Genomic DNA, 15527 nt, shown 5'->3' with positions numbered 1-15527 from the left:
AAGATGGCGCAGGACCCCGATCTCACCCCGCTGCCGACCGACACGCCATCCGCTGGCGGCAAGCCCGATGGTGTTACCGCCGCGCCCGAACCCGACGCCTCCGAGGTCGACACCGGTTACTGGTCGCGCTGCCTTGAGGACGCCGAGCGGGCCGAACGGGACTTCCGCGAGCGGGGCCGCGAGATCATCCAGATTTACCGCAACGAGACCCGCAACACCCGCACCGGCAGGCTGTCGGCTGGCCCGGTGACATTCAACATCCTGTTCGCCAACACCGAGGTGATGCTGCCGGCGGTCTACCAACGGCCACCGACGCCCGTGGTCCGTTCCCGGTTCACCAAGGTCGCGGAGCCGCCGCCGCCGCCGCCGATGCCGCCGCCGGGCCCCCCGATGCCCCCCACCCCCGGCGTTGCACCTGTGGCCGGTGGAGGCCCGCCGACGGCCCCCGGAGTGCCATTTCCTCCGGGGGCACCGCCCATGCCGGGGGCACCGCCTGCGGGCGCTGGAGCCCCGCCGATGCCGCCGCCGGGACCGGGTGGACTTGAGCCCGCTCCTTCGGGTCCACCGGGTCCACCCCCGGGCGCGCCGATCATGCTGCCCGGCACCGAGCCGGGTCCGATGTCGCCCGGCCCGATGGCGATGGGCTCGCTGCCGCCGCCGATGCTGCCGCCACCGCCGCCGCCGGGTCCGCAGCCGGCTCCGGGCCGCCCGGCGCAGAAGGACATCGAGACCGCCGCCTCCGTCATCCAGAAGGCGCTGGAGGTCGTCGTCGAGGACGAGCACAGCCACGAGGCCGTCAAGATGGCGATCAAGGACGTGCTGCTGCCCGGGCGCGGCGTGTGCCGCGTGCGCTGGAAGCCGCAGATGGTCGACAGGCCGGTGATGGCCGGCGACGGCACCACGCCGCTGCCGGGGCCCGAGGGCCAGCCGCCGCAGCAGGAAATCAAGGTCTGGGAAGAGGTCGACGACGAGTATGTCTATTGGGAGGACCTGCTGGTCGACCCGGTGCGCTCCGTCGCCGACATGGACTGGATCGCTTTCCGCCACCTGTTCACCAAGGAACAGCTGGAGACCGAGTTCGCCGGCTCCGAGCAGTACGACAAGCTGAAGGGCGCGGGCCGGCTCGGCGACATCCTCAAATGGACCGACGAGAGCGCCGCCAAGTCGCCAGTCGGCGGCGGCTCGGCGCTGAAGTCGGCCAAGAACCTCGGCGACCACGTCAAGAAGGCGATGGTGTGGGAAATCTGGGACCGCGCCAGCCGCCGCATCATCTGGTTCATTCGCGAGGTCTCCGGGCTGGTGCTGCGCGTCGATCCCGACAGCCTGCAGCTGGAGGGCTTCTATCCGATCCCGGCCCCGATGCTGGCAGTGACCACCACCGACAGCCGCATCCCGCGTCCGTTCTATGACCTCTACGCCAAGCTCGCCGCCGATCTCGACGAGACCTCCGACCGCATCTCCAAGCTGACCAAGCAAGTGAAGGTGCGCGGCGGCTACAATGCCGCCTCCCGCGAGGTCGCCGACATCCTGACAGCCGGCGACAACAAGATGATCCCGGTCGAGGGCGTCGACCTGATCAATGGCGGCCTCAACAATCACATCTGGCTGATGCCCATCGTCGAGTTCATGAACGCGCTCGACAAGCTGTTCCTCGCCCGCGAGCAGCAGAAGCAGGCGATCTACGAAATCATGGGCATCTCCGACATCATGCGCGGCGCGACCAAGGCCTCCGAGACGGCGACCGCGCAGCGCATCAAGGGCTCGATGGGCGTGTCGCGGCTGGAGGATGCAAAATCCGCTGCGGCGAATTTCGTGCGCGACCTGTTGCGCCTCAAGGCCGAGATCATCGCCCAGAATTTCGATGCCGCGACGCTGGAGGCAATGACCGGCGAGGCGGTGACGCCGCAGGTGATGGCGATCCTGCGCTCCGATTTCCAGCGCACCTGCGCCATCGACATCGAGGCCGACAGCACCGTGGTCGCCGACGAGCAGGCCGAGCAGCAGGCCATGGCGCAGATCATGCAGTCGATACAGGCGGTCATGCAGGGCACGCAGGCCATGCTGATGACGCAGGTCATGCCGCCGCCGCAGGTGGTCCAGCTGTCGCTCGAACTGCTCAAGATGTTCCTGCACCCGGTGCGCTACTCACGCGGCGTCGTGCAGATGATCTCCGAATTTCAGCAGCAGCTGCAGGTCATGGCCCAGCAGCCGCCGCCACCGCCTCCGCCGGGCCCCGGTGTTCCTCCCTCTCCACCGCCCGGCGCAGGTGGGCATCCCGGCGCGGGTGGACCGCCGGGACGTCCGCCAGGTCCACCGCCCATCGTGCCGCCACGTCCCGGCGGCAATGGCGGCATGCCACCCATCCCGCAACCAACAGGAGGTCTGAGATGACCAAAGAACCGCAGCCAGCCCCACGGGCCAAGACCGGTCCCGACACCTTCAAGACCTACAGCGAACTGAACCCCGGCGATGATCCGGTGACCAAGGTCGTCGAGGAGCCGGTGCGAGCCACGCTCGTCGACATCTCGCCTCGCGAGCCCTATCCGACCGGCTCGCCGCCGCTTCGCACATGGGCCCAGATCAACGGCTACAGCGAAGACGCGGTGAAGTAGTGGGCCCGCGTGACCAGCCGACGCGCTTCGGCGTGCCGGTCAACTACGAGACCGGCGAGCCGCTGACCGACCGCCAGATGCACCATCTGGAGGCGATCAAGGTGGCGGCGGACGTCCTCTACGCCGCCATGCACGAGGCCGAGGGGTCGGGACCGCCGGGCGAGCATCAGGACCATGTCTTCCAGTCGCGGCGGATGGCCATTGCCGCCACGCATGTGGAGACCGCCCTGATGTTCGCCCGCAAGGCGGCGCTGGAGGCGAAATGACCGTCTGGGTGATGCGCGACGGGCAGCTGGTCGACAAGGCTTCCGTGCCGGCTGCGCGGGCCGATTTCAGATCCATTTTTCCGGCCCCGAGGATCAGCCGCATGGAGCCGTTCGAGAGCCCCGTGACGGGCAAGGAAGTCACGTCGTGGCGTCAGCGTGACGCCGAGATGCGCGCGGTCGACGCGTTCGACCCGCGCGATTTGCCCCGCGACCACGTCTACAGCCGTGGCCGCGCGGTCCAGTTGAAGGAGGCCAGCGATGGCTCAGGATCAGGAACAACAGAACCCTCCAAACGGGGCCGCGCCGCCGGCCCAGACTGAGCGCAAATCGCTGCGCCAGATCGCCGAAGAGACATGGGACGAAGTCGCCGACGAGGGCGGCAATAGCGACGACACCTTGGCCGCCGATGAGGCGCAGGGTGGACAGGAGGGGCAACCACGCGATACTCTGGGCCGCTTCGCCGCCAAAGCGGAGGCGAAGCCGGGAGAGCAATCGGCGGAAGATGCCGATCCAGCCCCGCCCCAGAATGACGATGACGCGCCCGGTGAGGCGAAGCCGGCTGATCCAGCCCAAGGGAGCAATCAGCCACCGCAGCATTGGCCCGAACAGGCCCGCAAAATGTTTGCGCGGCTCGACCCCGAAGGACAGACCTTCCTTCTGGACCGACACCGCGCCATGGAGCAGGACTATCAGGCGAAGGCGCAGGCCAACGCGACAGCAGTTCAGTTCACGCAGGCGCTGGCCCCGGTATTCCAGGACCCGGTCATTTCCGGGTCGCTGCAGCAGGCGGGAGCCTCTCCCTTCGACGCAATCGCGCAGTGGGCAGGCTTCCACAAACGGGCGATGGACCCCAATCCGGACGTCCGTTTCCAGCTGTGGCAGGAACTCGGGCAGCGCATGGGGCTCAACTCAGCGGCGACAGGCCAGATGAGCCAGTCGGGACTGGCGGGCCAGCTTTCCGAAGACGACCTCAAGGACCCGGCTATCCGGTATTTTGCCGACCACCTCGGCAAGACCTTCAACGACGTGCAGGCGCTCAGGGGCGAACTGCACCAGATGCGCCAGCAGGATGCCCAGAGGCAGACTGCCGAGGTCCAGCGGGTCACACGATGGGGTATCGACAGCTTCGCCGACGAGAAGGATCAGCAGGGCAACCTGCTGCACCCGCATTTCGACGCCGTGCTGCCGCAGATCATCGAGCTTTTCCGGGCCAACCCGGATCGCGACCTGCGCGAGGCCTACGAGACGGCGCTCTGGATGGTGCCCACAATCCGGCAAGGACTGGTCACTGCCGCGCAGAGTGCGAAGCAGAAAGAGCAGGACAACCGGCGGGCCCGGCAGGCGGTGCGGTCGAACGTGCGGGGGATCACCTCGCCCGTGTCGAAGCCGCAGCAGCCTGATGGCAAGGCTCAGGGCTTGCGCGCAACGTTGGAGGCTTCAGCGGACGAGGTCGGCATCTAGGGGGCAGGAAGCCCCATAGGAGCCCATCATGCCTGAACCGACTGTCAACCAGTTGGTGGCGACCACCATCAACAACTACCACAAGGAATTCGCCGACAACGTCTCGAACTCGAATGCGGTGACCGCCATGCTCAGGCAGGGCGACCGCATCCGCGTCATCGACGGCGGCAAGGCGATTTCCACCCCGCTCACCTATGCCGAGGAGACCTTCGCTTGGTATGTCGGCACCGAGCTTCTGTCGCGTGCCGTCAAGGAGACCATCTCCGAGGCGGACTACGAGCCGGCCAACGCGGTGGCATCCGTCACCCTGTCCGGTCCCGATCTCGCCAAGAACCGGGGCCGCGAGCGCATCCTCAACCTGCTTGAGGGCAAGCTCGACAACGCCGAAGCCACGATGAAGAACAACATCACCAAGGCCGTCTACGGCGACGGCACGGTGGCGAAAAGTTTCGCCGGTCTCAAGGCCTTCGTCACCAACGACGGCACCGGCACGGTCGGCGGCATCGACAGCGCGACATGGGCGTTCTGGAGGAACCAGTTCCAGCCCATAGCCCGCAACGCCGGCACGCTCGAATTCGCCGCCGTCAAGGCGGGGATAAACGCGCTGTGGATGAAGCTGGTGCGCGGCACCGAACACCCCGATCTGGTGCTGGCCGACGCCGAGATTTACTCGACCTACGAGAGCGGCCTGCAGGACAACCAGCGCTATGCCGACGCGAGGCTCGGCGCTCTCGGCTTCGAGACGCTGAAATACAAGCAGGCGGCGCTCACCTTCGACGGCGCGGCGACCGGGCTTGTCGGCGGCTACATGCTCAACACCAAATACCTCAAGTTCGAGGTCTACTCGGGCCGCAACTTCGAACCGCTCGACCTGCCTGACCAGTCCCCCGACATGGATGCCGTGACTAGGCACATCGCATTCATGGGCGGGCTGACGCTGTCCAACCGGGCGATGCAGGGCCGCATCCTGCTGACCGGCTGACCCCTATAAGGCGCGCCTTACGTCACAGGTAAGGCGCGGCCTTGAGGGCGGTCGGTGTCCTGATCCGCGCTGCCCGCCCTCTCTCAAAGGATCAGAAGGAGAATTTCATGTCTGACACCCCGACGCTGGCGCGCTTCTTCACCGGATGGGCCGAGGATGGCGTTTCCAAGGACGGCCTTCCGCACTACCGCGAGACCGTGAAAATCAAGCTGTCGCGCCCGCCCTACCTGCAGCTGGAGCGCGAAGCCACCGAGGCCGATTTCGAGGATTACGAAGGCCCCTACAAGCTGTTCCTGAAGGAGCAGCAGGCCAAGCGCAAGACGCCGGCCTCCGAGGGCTTCCCGCTGGCGCTGTGGCCGGTGATCTCCGCCGCCGAGCTTGCCATGCTGGCGGCCCGCGACGTCTACACCGTCGAGCAGCTGGCCAAGCTTTCCGGGCGCGGCAACGAGACGATGCCGGGCGAACTGCGCGCGCTGGCCGAGCGGGCCAAAAAGATGATCGACATGTCGAAGGACATCGGTCGCCACGAGATCATCATCCGCGAGAAGGACAGCCAGATCGAGGTGCTGAAGGAGCAGGTGAAGGAACTCGGCAGCACCATCAAGGCGCAGGACGGCATCATCAACTCGCTTCGGCAGAAGGTGGCCTGACATGCCCGGCCTGATCAGCGTCAAGGACTGCATCTCGCAGGCCTCCATGGAGATCGGGATCGCCCAGCGCCCGATCACCACGGCGGTGGCCTCGGCTGATCAGGACATCGTCCAGATGCTGGCGCTGCTCTCGGCGGTCGCCGACGAAGTGCTTCTGGAGCAGCCCTACAAGGTCTCGCTCGGCGATGGCGTGTGGGTTGTCGACGTCGACGAGAACCCGAAGCCGCAAGGCATCACCTCCGACAGCGACCTGATCGCCTTCGACAGCCGGCTCGCCATCGACGGCGTGAAATACCGGTTCCTTAAGGCCAAGGGGCTCGAGTTCGGCGAGGAGATGCGGGATTTCCTGTCGCGCCTCAACAAGCTCGGCGCGCGCGCCAACGCCGTGGTGCTCGACCTCGAACTCGACGAGGGGCGGATCACATGAGAATGATGCCGTCCCGTTACACGCAGCCGACGCCCGCGCGCACCAAGCGGTCGATGGCCGCCGTCAGGCACATCTCGGCACCGCTCAAGGGCCTGTCGCTGACCTCCAAGCTGGTCGAGGGCGACCCGCTGTCGGCGGTGGTGCTCGACAACTGGACGGTCGAGGAAAACCTGATCAGGGCCCGCCCTGGTATCGCCGTGAAACTGACGCTTGCCGGCGGCGCGCCGGTCGAGACGCTGGTGCCGTTCTTCGGCGCGCCGAAGAAGATCGCGGCGGCCTCCGGCGGCAGCGTTGTGACGCTTGACGGCACGGTGGTCCATGGCGGCTTCGCCGGCAACGACTGGAGCTTCACCTCCTTCTCCAACCTCGCCTCGACCGTCTACTCCGTCATGGTCAACGGCCTCGACGGCGTGTGGTCTTGGGACGGCGCGGCGATGGTCAAGGAGGTCGTCACCGCGCCCGCCGGCAAGCCCTACATCGTGCCCGACCAGTTCAACGTCGTGCTGACGCACCAGAAGCGGCTGTGGTTCGCCGACAGCAGCAACCGCTCGGTCTACTATCTGCCGCTGCAGCAGAAGTCCGGCGAGGTCAAGGAGCTTCCGCTCAACGCCATTTTCAAGCGCGGCGGCACCATCAGGGCCATCGCGACATGGACGGTCGACGGCGGCGACGGCCTCGACGACCAGTTGGTCGTATTCACCGACAATGGCGAGGCGGCGATCTATTCCGGCATCGACCCCGACACCGATTTCTCGCTGACCGGCGTCTACTACTTCGACAGCCCGATGTCGAAGCGCTCGGTGGTCAACTATGGCGGCGAGCTTCACGTCCTGATCTCGACCGGGCTGGTGCCGATGTCGCGGCTGATGCGCGCCGAGACCGAGCAGCTGGGCAAGCTTTCCGACAGGCAGGTGTTCTCGGCCTTCGCCAAGGCTTCCGCGCAGCGCGGCGTGCCCGGCTGGGGCGTGCTGCTCGATCCGACGTCGGGGCGCATGATCGCCAACCTGCCGCATGGCGGCAAGGTCTACCGGCAGATGGTCCGCTTCACGCCGGGGCTGCAGTGGGCGACGTGGTCGGCGCTGCCGGCGCGCAGCTGGGGCTGGGTCGACAACCGGCTCTACATCGGCTCCGACGACGGCAAGGTCTACGAGGTCAGTTCGCTCAACCTCAACGATGCCGGCAAGCCGATCCGGGTCGACGTGCAGGGCGCGTGGTCGAGCTTCGGCACGCCGGCCACCAAACAATTCAAAATGGTTTTGCCGTACCTGCAGACGGACGGCACCCCGAGGGCAATGGTCGACATCAAGGTCGACTACGACACCTCAGACCCGCTCAACCAGCCCGACGTCACGCTCGGCGGCGGCCCGGCGGGAACGTGGGAGCTTGCGACGTGGGACGTCGACAGCTGGGGCGGCGCGCTCGTCGGCCACAACAACTGGTCCGGCGTCGGCGTCATCGGTCGGGTCGGCGCGCCGCGTCTGGTGGCGCTGATCTCCAACTGCGAGTTCGCGCTCACCGGCTGGGATGTCATCTACGAACCCGGGAGCCTGTTCGGATGATCAAGATCAGCTTTGACCCACTCGATGACTATGCCAAGGCCTTCCTGTCCGAGGAAACCGGGATCGATTTCACCCGTCAGGACATGCGCCACTGGTTCTGCGTCACCGCCACCAACGAGCACGGGGCCGTCGTCGGCGTCATCGCCGCCGAGCCCAAGACGTGGTTCGACTGGCACTTCAACGCCGCCTGTGTCGACCAGCGCTGCGTCACCCGCAAGCTGTTCAGGACGACCTTCAGGGCCCTGTTCACCCAAGCGGTCAGGATCACCGCGCTCATCGATCCGACCAACGAGCGGGCGATCTCCAACGCTAGGAGGCTGGGCTTCGTCTACGAGGGCTTCCTGCGCATGGGCGTCGAGGGCCGCCGCGACGCGCTGATGTTCGGCATGCTCGCCGAGGACTGCCGTTTCCTGCCCGGCTATGACCCGGCGCAGACCTCCATTCGACCCACAGCACCGGGAGGACATCATGGTCTCCAGCCCCTCTCCGCCTGATCCCTACAAGCAGGCATCGGCGCAGCAGGCCGCCGATCTGGGAGCCTCGACCGGGTCGTCGATCATCAACAACCCGAACATCAACAACCCCTACGGCTCGCAGTCCTATGCGCTGGCCGGCTACGAGACGATCTACGACGCGCAGGGCAAGCCGCAATACGTGCCGCGCTACACCCAGAACACCACGCTCTCGCCAGACCAGCAGAAGCTGCTCGGCCTGCAGACGCAGACCCAGTACAATCTCGGCCAGACCGGCGTGCAGCAATCGGCCAAGCTCAACAATCTGCTCGGCACCAGCCTCGACACCACCGGCCTGCAGGACTGGTCGGCGGGGCAGGCACCGGGCCAGCTGGCCACCACCTATGGCGGCAACAACCCGGTGCAGATGGGCATCGGCTCCGGCGGCGATGTGCGGCAGGATCAGGCCCCGACCGACCGCAAGGCCGTCGAGGACGCGATGATGAGCCGCTACCTCGACACCGCCAACAAGCAGAACACCGCGCAGGACGTGCAGATGGCGGCGCGCGGCCTCAACCCCGGCTCGGCGCAGTATTCCTCGGTCGACGAGACCCGCCAGAAGGCGCTGACCGACGCGCAGATGCAGGCCTATCTCGGCAGCGGTCAGGAAAGCCGCGCCTCGCAGGATGCCTACAATCAGGCCCAGAACCAGCGCTTCACGCAGGGCGCGGCTCAGGGCCAGTTCGCCAACGCGGCACAGCAGCAGGCCTACCAGCAGGCGGCGGAGCGGGCTGGCTTCGGCAACACCGCCGCGACCCAGCAGTACCAGATGGGGCAGGACTACTCGTCCTTCCTCAACAATCTGCGGCAGGGCCAGATGCAGGAGCGCACGTCGCTCAGGAACCAGCCGATCAACGAAATCTCGGCGCTGATGAGCGGCTCTCAGGTGACCGTGCCGCAGTTCCAGCCGTTCTCGCAGCAGGGCATCAACGCCGCCCCGATTGGCCAGTACATCGGCCAGAATTACGCCAACCAGGCCAACGCCGCCGCGCAGCAAAATCAGGGTCTGTTCGGCCTCGGCTCGTCGTTGCTGGGCGGCATGTTCAAGGCATCCGACCGGCGGCTGAAGGAAGACATCGAGCCGCTCGGTGGCCAGCTGGCCGGCGTGCCGCTCTACCGCTTCCGGTTCAAGGGCCAGCCGCAGCCGAGCGCGGGCGTGATGGCCGACGAGGCGCGCCAGCTGCACCCGGACGCCGTCATCGAGATCGACGGCTTCGACGTGGTCGACTACCGCCTGCTGGTCGCCAGACACACAGGAGGATTGAGCCATGGGTTCTAGCGGCTCCAGCAACTACCCCGAGCCGAACATCCCGGCACCGCCGGCCTCGACGATTGCGCCGCAGGGCCAGACCGCGCCGTTCACGCCGAACTTCGTCAACTTCCTGCCGACCGATCCGACGCGGATGGCGACCGGTCTGACGCCCGAGATGGTGCAGGCGATCATGGCGTCGGCGCAGCGCCCGGTGCCGCCGCCGCAAAGCCCAGCGCTGCCTGTGGCCGCCCAGAACCGCAACAAGCTCGCCCAGACCATGAGCGGTAGCCGTGGCGGCTCGCAGCAGCCATGGGCGCGTGAACGTGGAGGAGGGAGCCGCTGATGGCCACTCTGCTTGGTGCCTTGCTCAGAAATGAAAGCGGTGGGCGCAACGTCGCCAACACCCATCAAGGCACCTCGTCGGGCCAAGCTCAAGGCTATTTCCAGATCACGACCGGAACGTGGAACGATTTCGGCGGCCAGAAATATGCGTCGAACCCGATGCAGGCGAGCTACGAGCAGCAGGCCGAGATCGCTTCGAAAATCCCGCTCAAGCGCTGGGACAAAAGCACGCTTGCCGCCATGCGGGCGACTGGCAGGCCCATTGACCCCTCGCGCACCCTTGGCGAGAACCTCGCCATGCATGGCGAGAGTTTCGGCGGCGGCGGCGGTCAAGCCGCAGCACCGCCGCAGGCGGCCCAGCCGCGCGTCATGGATGGACCGAAGGGTCAGGAGCAGATCGAGCCCGCCGGCTATTCGACGCGCCCACAGGGGCCCGTGGAGGCGGCTGGCGGCGGTCGCGGCGCCGATCCTCTCGGTATAGCCTCGCTGTTCTCCAACCGCCCTGGCGGCCCCGTGGAAGCGGCTGGAGGTGGCGTGGGCTCCGAGGCCGGCATGGGCGCTGTTGCCGCCCCTCAAGCCGAGCAGCCGACATCGCTCAGGGATCGGCTCGGCGAGGCGCTGCTGAAAGGCGGCAAGGGAATGATGGCGGGCGGTTTCAAGCCGTTCAGCTACGACGTCGCGCCACAGCCGGCGGCGGCCCGGGTCAATGCCGGATCGATGCCGGTGATCGATCCGCAGCAGGCCGAGATGCAGCGCCAGCAGCTGGCGCAGGTCATGGCGCGCTTGAATGCAGGGAGGCTGGTCTGATGGCGCGGATCGCGAATTTCACCTCCGCAGGCGTTCCCAGCGGTGCCGCCGGCATGACGCTATCGGAATTGATGGCGCGCCAGAAGGAACTGGCCGAGCGGCAGGCCTCGCTCTCCGGCCCGAACCCGGGCTCCTCGACCATTGCCGGCGGCCTCGGCCAGATGGCGAACGCACTGTTCACCGGGCTGGAAGAGCGCAAGGCATCCCAGCAGGAGGCCGAGGGCCGGCAACGGCTGACGGACATCTTGACGGGCATCAATCCTGAGACAGGGGCGACATCCGAGCAGTGGGGGCAGGCCTATCAGCTGGACCCCGATCTCGGTGCCAAGCTGCTGGAGGGCGCAACGCAGGCCCGGGCTGCGGCAAGGCAGCGCGAGCAGCAGCTGGCCGATGTTGCCAGCCAGCGGGACTGGACGCAGGGCCAGACGGCAGCGTCGCAGGCCTTCCAAGAGGCCCAGCAGGGACGCTCGCTGGCCGCCACCGCCGGTCAGAACGAGTTGACGCGCGAGGCGGCGGCCAAGGCTGCGGGCACGCCGAAAATCTCCGACATCTCCGGCGTGCGTCAGGACGTCATTTCCGACCCCAGCTACAAGAACATGGCGCAGGCGGTGCCGATCTGGTCGTCGATGCAGGACGCGGCCACGCGCGACACGCCGCAGGCCGACCTCAACATGGTCATCGCTCTGGCCAAGCTGTTCGATCCGACGTCCGTGGTGCGGCAGTCGGAAAGCGGGGCGGTGGAACTGACCGGCAACCTGCCCGCGCAGCTGGCCGGGCAATTCAAATATCTGACCGCCAAGCCGGGTTCGAGACTGCCTGAAGAGGTCCGTCAGGGGATGCTGGCGGAAGGCTGGAGCCGCGTCAAAGGCTACTCCGACGCCTACGGCAAGACCGCCGACTTCTACTCCAACCTCGCCAAGGAAAGCGGCATCCCCACCGAGAAGGTCGTGCCGTCGTTCGGCGACCTCAAGCCCTATACGGCACCAGCGGAAGTGCCGGTGCCGGCGGGACCGGATGACCGAGGATCGACGCCCAGCAGCCAGCCGCAACCGCTTCCAAGCGACCTGCCGCTGATCAAGCCGAACGTGTCCTACACGTTCCCCGATGGCCGCACGGGCGTCTGGGGTGGCGTCGGAAATATCGCCGACCAGACGACGTGGAAGTTCACGCCAGCACCGGGAGGAGGCTGACATGCCCCTGCCTGCATGGATGATGCAGCCTGACCCAGCCGCCACCACTCCGGCGGCTGGCGGCGGCCTGCCAGAGTGGATGACGAAGAAGGCACAGCCCACCATCGGCGAGGACATCGAGGCCACCGCGCCGCGTGCCCTGCGCACCGGAATGGAGTTGGTCCCGGCTGGCCCGGCAGAGGCTTCGGCGGGAGCCCCGTGGCTGATCCGCAAGGTGCTGTCGGCGATGAACGACATGGGCCTCGTCCGTGGCGGCGAACAGACGATGTCCGACTTCGACAAGGCCTACGGGAACGTCGCCTTCGGCCAACAGGTGCGCCCGGCTTTGGGCCTAGAAGGCGTGCGCAAGCTGACCGACCCGATACTGGGCGAGGGGCAGGACGTGCCGGCCCAGACGTTCCCCGGCAAGGTCGTCCAGACCGGGCTGGAGGTCGCCCCCAGCGTCTTCGCAGGTCCCGGCTCCCTCGCCCAGAAGGCGATGACTAGTGGTGGCGCGGCGCTGGGCACTGAAGGGGCAGGTGCGGCAGCCGAGGCGTTGGGTGCATCGCCGGGCTGGGTCGAGGCCGCCAAGCTGGGCGGCAGTCTTCTCGGGGGTGTTTCCCCTCCCGGCACCTTTAACCGGCTCTCTCGTCCGCGCCCGATCCCGCCGTCGCGTCAACCTCATATCGACGTCATGCGCGCCCATGGGGTTCCTCTCAGCGCAGCCCAGAGGACCGCCAACCCGCGCCTGCTCGCCGCCGAGGACGTGGCTGGAGGCACGGCAGCACAGGAGCGGCAGGGGCAAGCCTTCACTAGGGCCGCCGCCAACGTCCAAGGAGGCTTCCCGCGCGGCACGTCGGCATTCACCCGGCCTGCCATGCGACAGGAACTCGACCGCATGGGGGCAGAGTTCGACCGCCTGACGGCCAATTCAACGACGCCATTCGACCAGCCGCTCCAGAACGATCTGATCAACACCGCCGTGAGCTACACGCGCGACAATCCGCTCGTCGCTCCGGTGGTCGAGGATGTCATGAATGACCTCGCGTCGAATGCCGCCGGCAATGGCGGGGTTCTGACCGGCGCGGGCTATGCGTCGGCGCGTTCGAAGATCAACGAGAAAATCCGTTCCGAGGCAACCGACGACGGCGTGCGCGCGGCGATGATCGATTTTCAGGACGCCCTCGACGACGCGGTCGGGCGCAACCTGTCGCCCGAGGATCAGCATGCCTTCCGGCAGGTGCGCGGCCAGTACCGCAATTTCCTGCCCATCGAGCGCGCCAAGGCCTCACCCGGTGCCGGTGCCGCCGAGGGCTTCATCAACCCGGCACAGTTGAAGGCTGGCATCAAGGCGACGCAGGGCCGCCGCGAGGTGGCGGCGGGCGAGAACCCGCTGACCGATCTTGCCGAGAGCGGCACGGTGACGATGAACAAGACGGCGAACTCTGGCACCAACCCGAGGCAGCGCGCATCGCTGGCCGGGCTGATCCCTCTGGCCGCTGCGGCGGCGAGCGGCGGTGCTGGAATGTTGGGAGGTCTTGGCGGCCCCGGCGGGGCACTGTTGGGCGGCACTGCCGGGCTGGCCGCTGCGGGCTTCCCGGCGCTGCGTGACGCATGGATTACGTCACGACCGGGTCAGGCGTTTTTGGGCAGGCAGGGACCTACCGTGTCGACCGACCGGCAGATGCTGTCGGCGATGATCGCGGCTGCGCAAGCGGAGCGGGCGAGGAGAGAAAGGCGGTGACCTTCCAGTTGTCAGGATTACGCAAACTGGCGACCACGCCCTTGATGGCAAGCAACGCCGTGCCAGCCAGCCAGAACAGCAGCAGGTACAGGAACGGGGCGGCGACGATCAGGAGGACGGTGGCGAGGACAATCATGGTTTCAAGGCCCGGTGTGTTGAGCCCTGAATATAGAGAAAGTGAAGTGAGAGTACAATAGTGGCCAGCTTCAAGGATCAATGGATCGCCAACCAGAAGCGCCGGATGCACCCGGAGCAGCAGCTGCCGCCCGGCGCGACCGGTGAACTGACCAACTACGACCCCAGCTGGCGCGACCGGCTGGCCGATCTGATGGGCACGGCGGCCAACAAGATCAGCGGCAAGCCCTACGACGAGGCGCGCCGCGACAGCATGACGCTGCTTGGCCTGGCACCCGGCACCGGCACCGCCATGGCCGCCGAGGATGCCGCCAGAGCCGCCAAGGCGGGCGACTGGAGGGGTGCGGCGCTTGCCGGGCTGGGTGCTATCCCCGAGATCGGCCCGGAGGCCCGGGCGCTGGCTGCGGGCGAGCGTGGAGCAGCCAAGGTCGGGCGCGAGGAACTGGCCCAGCTGGCCGCGCCGGCTGTCCAGACCAAGGGCAACCAGCCGCTGATCGACAAGATTTTCGCCCATGCCGAACAGCAGCGCTCGCCGGATTATCCGCCAGCCACCGATCCGGTGTTTGGCCCGGCTGATCCCGAACTGACCAAGCAGCTGGTGCCGCAGCGCTCGGTGGCCGGCGAACTGCCGCCGATGCCGACCGGCGACGTCAAGCTGCCGAAGAACGACCGCGCGCGCGGCATCTTCGAAAACCAGCAGGCGCTGGGCGATCTGCTCGCCAGCGACCTCACCAAGATGCCGACCAGCAAGCCGCCGTTCTACTCGACCGGCTCGGTGCTGGCCGGGCTGGAGGATCGCGCCGGGCTCAGGCCGCAAGAGGCGCTCGACTTCATGGGTGACTGGTCTGGACAGGGTGCGGCGACCTCGCCGCGCACGGCGACGCCGCAGAACCTTCGCAACGCCTCGCTGCTGATGTTCGAGCGCGGTCAGGGCAACCCGCTGACCAGCGCCCGGCGCGAGGCCGAGGGCAACAGGCCGGGCTTTGCGATGATGGGCATGCACACCGATCTGGCCGACCAGTTCGCCAAGGGCACGGTCGACCCGTGGCAAAACTCCAAGCCCTACACCTTCCAGCAAAACTGGATGGGCAACATGGAAGACCCCACCGTCGACACCCACAACATCCGCAAGGTGCTGGACGCCTACGACCGGCTCAACCCCGGCGGCCTGCCGAAGGAGTGGTTCACCAGCCCCGAGGCCTTCGACGTCTACAAGCAGGGCGGCGGCTTTCCGAAGGAGGGCAAGCTGCCGGTCGGCGACATCGAGGACCGCATGGGCAGCGCGGTCGTTCCCGGCACCGGCAGGAAGGCGCAGATGGAATATCCGCTGTTCCAGAGCCCGAACCGCATCGCCGCCCAGAAGCTCGGCATCACGCCGGCAGAGGCGCAGGAGCGGCTGTGGTTCGAGGGCGGCCCAAGGACCGGCCTGCGCTCGCCGGAGGTCACCATCCCCGACCTGCTCAACTCGCAGATCGAGGCAACGGCGAAGGCCACCGGCATGTCGCCGGAAGCAATCATGCGGCTGTGGGCGAAGCGGGCCATCCCGCTCGCCTCGAACGAGCCCGACACCAACATGCCCGGCGCATCGGCGACCGGGTGACGACAGGAG

Annotated in this window: 16 protein-coding genes; all 16 read left to right on the top strand. The window is 67.2% G+C overall.

Annotated features, from left to right (window positions below; all coding sequences use genetic code 11):
• Window positions 1-3 precede the first annotated feature (3 nt).
• Entirely contained in the window at window positions 4-2391 is a 2388-nt protein-coding gene (locus tag NKG99_RS20545) for a hypothetical protein (RefSeq protein ID WP_352870453.1), read from the top strand.
• Entirely contained in the window at window positions 2388-2612 is a 225-nt protein-coding gene (locus tag NKG99_RS20540) for a hypothetical protein (RefSeq protein ID WP_352870452.1), read from the top strand. The genes NKG99_RS20545 and NKG99_RS20540 overlap by 4 nt, the downstream gene beginning before the upstream one ends.
• Entirely contained in the window at window positions 2612-2878 is a 267-nt protein-coding gene (locus NKG99_RS20535) for a hypothetical protein (RefSeq protein ID WP_352870451.1), read from the top strand. Before NKG99_RS20540 ends, NKG99_RS20535 begins: the two co-directional genes overlap by 1 nt.
• A complete protein-coding gene (locus NKG99_RS20530) occupies window positions 2875-3198 on the top strand; it encodes a hypothetical protein (RefSeq protein ID WP_352870450.1) in 324 nt (107 codons plus the stop codon). Before NKG99_RS20535 ends, NKG99_RS20530 begins: the two co-directional genes overlap by 4 nt.
• Window positions 3137-4339 carry a hypothetical protein gene (locus NKG99_RS20525; protein WP_352870449.1) on the top strand — a complete coding sequence of 401 codons (1203 nt, stop codon included), beginning with the start codon at window positions 3137-3139 and terminating at the stop codon, window positions 4337-4339. The genes NKG99_RS20530 and NKG99_RS20525 overlap by 62 nt, the downstream gene beginning before the upstream one ends.
• Window positions 4340-4367: 28 nt before the next feature.
• Window positions 4368-5321 carry a phage major capsid protein gene (locus NKG99_RS20520; RefSeq protein WP_352870448.1) on the top strand — a complete coding sequence of 318 codons (954 nt, stop codon included), beginning with the start codon at window positions 4368-4370 and terminating at the stop codon, window positions 5319-5321.
• A 107-nt stretch (window positions 5322-5428) separates the two neighbouring features.
• Entirely contained in the window at window positions 5429-5971 is a 543-nt protein-coding gene (locus NKG99_RS20515; RefSeq protein WP_352870447.1) for a hypothetical protein, read from the top strand.
• Between the two features lies 1 nt (window position 5972).
• Entirely contained in the window at window positions 5973-6398 is a 426-nt protein-coding gene (locus NKG99_RS20510) for a hypothetical protein (protein ID WP_352870446.1), read from the top strand.
• A gap of 2 nt (window positions 6399-6400) precedes the next feature.
• Window positions 6401-7957, top strand: a complete 1557-nt coding sequence (locus NKG99_RS20505; RefSeq protein ID WP_352870445.1) for a hypothetical protein — start codon at window positions 6401-6403, stop codon at window positions 7955-7957.
• Complete coding sequence (locus NKG99_RS20500) at window positions 7954-8451, top strand: GNAT family N-acetyltransferase (protein ID WP_352870444.1); 498 nt, start codon at window positions 7954-7956, stop codon at window positions 8449-8451. The genes NKG99_RS20505 and NKG99_RS20500 overlap by 4 nt, the downstream gene beginning before the upstream one ends.
• Entirely contained in the window at window positions 8426-9748 is a 1323-nt protein-coding gene (locus NKG99_RS20495) for a tail fiber domain-containing protein (RefSeq protein WP_352870443.1), read from the top strand. Before NKG99_RS20500 ends, NKG99_RS20495 begins: the two co-directional genes overlap by 26 nt.
• Window positions 9738-10064: a hypothetical protein gene (locus NKG99_RS20490; protein ID WP_352870442.1), complete on the top strand. Its 327-nt coding sequence runs from the start codon at window positions 9738-9740 to the stop codon at window positions 10062-10064. The genes NKG99_RS20495 and NKG99_RS20490 overlap by 11 nt, the downstream gene beginning before the upstream one ends.
• Window positions 10064-10870 (top strand): transglycosylase family protein, encoded by an 807-nt coding sequence (locus NKG99_RS20485; RefSeq protein WP_352870441.1) that lies wholly within the window; start codon window positions 10064-10066, stop codon window positions 10868-10870. Before NKG99_RS20490 ends, NKG99_RS20485 begins: the two co-directional genes overlap by 1 nt.
• Window positions 10870-12060 carry a hypothetical protein gene (locus NKG99_RS20480; protein WP_352870440.1) on the top strand — a complete coding sequence of 397 codons (1191 nt, stop codon included), beginning with the start codon at window positions 10870-10872 and terminating at the stop codon, window positions 12058-12060. The genes NKG99_RS20485 and NKG99_RS20480 overlap by 1 nt, the downstream gene beginning before the upstream one ends.
• Before the next feature lies 1 nt (window position 12061).
• Window positions 12062-13783 (top strand): MCP four helix bundle domain-containing protein, encoded by a 1722-nt coding sequence (locus NKG99_RS20475; RefSeq protein WP_352870439.1) that lies wholly within the window; start codon window positions 12062-12064, stop codon window positions 13781-13783.
• Window positions 13784-13979: 196 nt separating this feature from the next.
• Complete coding sequence (locus NKG99_RS20470; RefSeq protein ID WP_352870438.1) at window positions 13980-15518, top strand: hypothetical protein; 1539 nt, start codon at window positions 13980-13982, stop codon at window positions 15516-15518.
• Window positions 15519-15527 lie beyond the last annotated feature (9 nt).

The organism is Mesorhizobium sp. M1409, assembly GCF_040317535.1.
Lineage (GTDB): Bacteria > Pseudomonadota > Alphaproteobacteria > Rhizobiales > Rhizobiaceae > Mesorhizobium.
This window is presented reverse-complemented; position numbering and strand designations above follow the sequence as displayed.

What these genes read in the sequence shown, in the direction of transcription:
- NKG99_RS20495 (WP_352870443.1), top strand. Translation starts at nt 8,426, where the DNA reads ATGGTCTCCAGCCCCTCTCCGCCTGATCCCTACAAGCAGGCATCGGCG.
- NKG99_RS20540 (WP_352870452.1), top strand. Translation starts at nt 2,388, where the DNA reads ATGACCAAAGAACCGCAGCCAGCCCCACGGGCCAAGACCGGTCCCGAC.
- NKG99_RS20525 (WP_352870449.1), top strand. Translation starts at nt 3,137, where the DNA reads ATGGCTCAGGATCAGGAACAACAGAACCCTCCAAACGGGGCCGCGCCG.
- NKG99_RS20545 (WP_352870453.1), top strand. Translation starts at nt 4, where the DNA reads ATGGCGCAGGACCCCGATCTCACCCCGCTGCCGACCGACACGCCATCC.
- NKG99_RS20490 (WP_352870442.1), top strand. Translation starts at nt 9,738, where the DNA reads ATGGGTTCTAGCGGCTCCAGCAACTACCCCGAGCCGAACATCCCGGCA.
- NKG99_RS20530 (WP_352870450.1), top strand. Translation starts at nt 2,875, where the DNA reads ATGACCGTCTGGGTGATGCGCGACGGGCAGCTGGTCGACAAGGCTTCC.
- NKG99_RS20520 (WP_352870448.1), top strand. Translation starts at nt 4,368, where the DNA reads ATGCCTGAACCGACTGTCAACCAGTTGGTGGCGACCACCATCAACAAC.
- NKG99_RS20505 (WP_352870445.1), top strand. Translation starts at nt 6,401, where the DNA reads ATGATGCCGTCCCGTTACACGCAGCCGACGCCCGCGCGCACCAAGCGG.
- NKG99_RS20475 (WP_352870439.1), top strand. Translation starts at nt 12,062, where the DNA reads ATGCCCCTGCCTGCATGGATGATGCAGCCTGACCCAGCCGCCACCACT.
- NKG99_RS20485 (WP_352870441.1), top strand. Translation starts at nt 10,064, where the DNA reads ATGGCCACTCTGCTTGGTGCCTTGCTCAGAAATGAAAGCGGTGGGCGC.
- NKG99_RS20515 (WP_352870447.1), top strand. Translation starts at nt 5,429, where the DNA reads ATGTCTGACACCCCGACGCTGGCGCGCTTCTTCACCGGATGGGCCGAG.
- NKG99_RS20510 (WP_352870446.1), top strand. Translation starts at nt 5,973, where the DNA reads ATGCCCGGCCTGATCAGCGTCAAGGACTGCATCTCGCAGGCCTCCATG.
- NKG99_RS20500 (WP_352870444.1), top strand. Translation starts at nt 7,954, where the DNA reads ATGATCAAGATCAGCTTTGACCCACTCGATGACTATGCCAAGGCCTTC.
- NKG99_RS20480 (WP_352870440.1), top strand. Translation starts at nt 10,870, where the DNA reads ATGGCGCGGATCGCGAATTTCACCTCCGCAGGCGTTCCCAGCGGTGCC.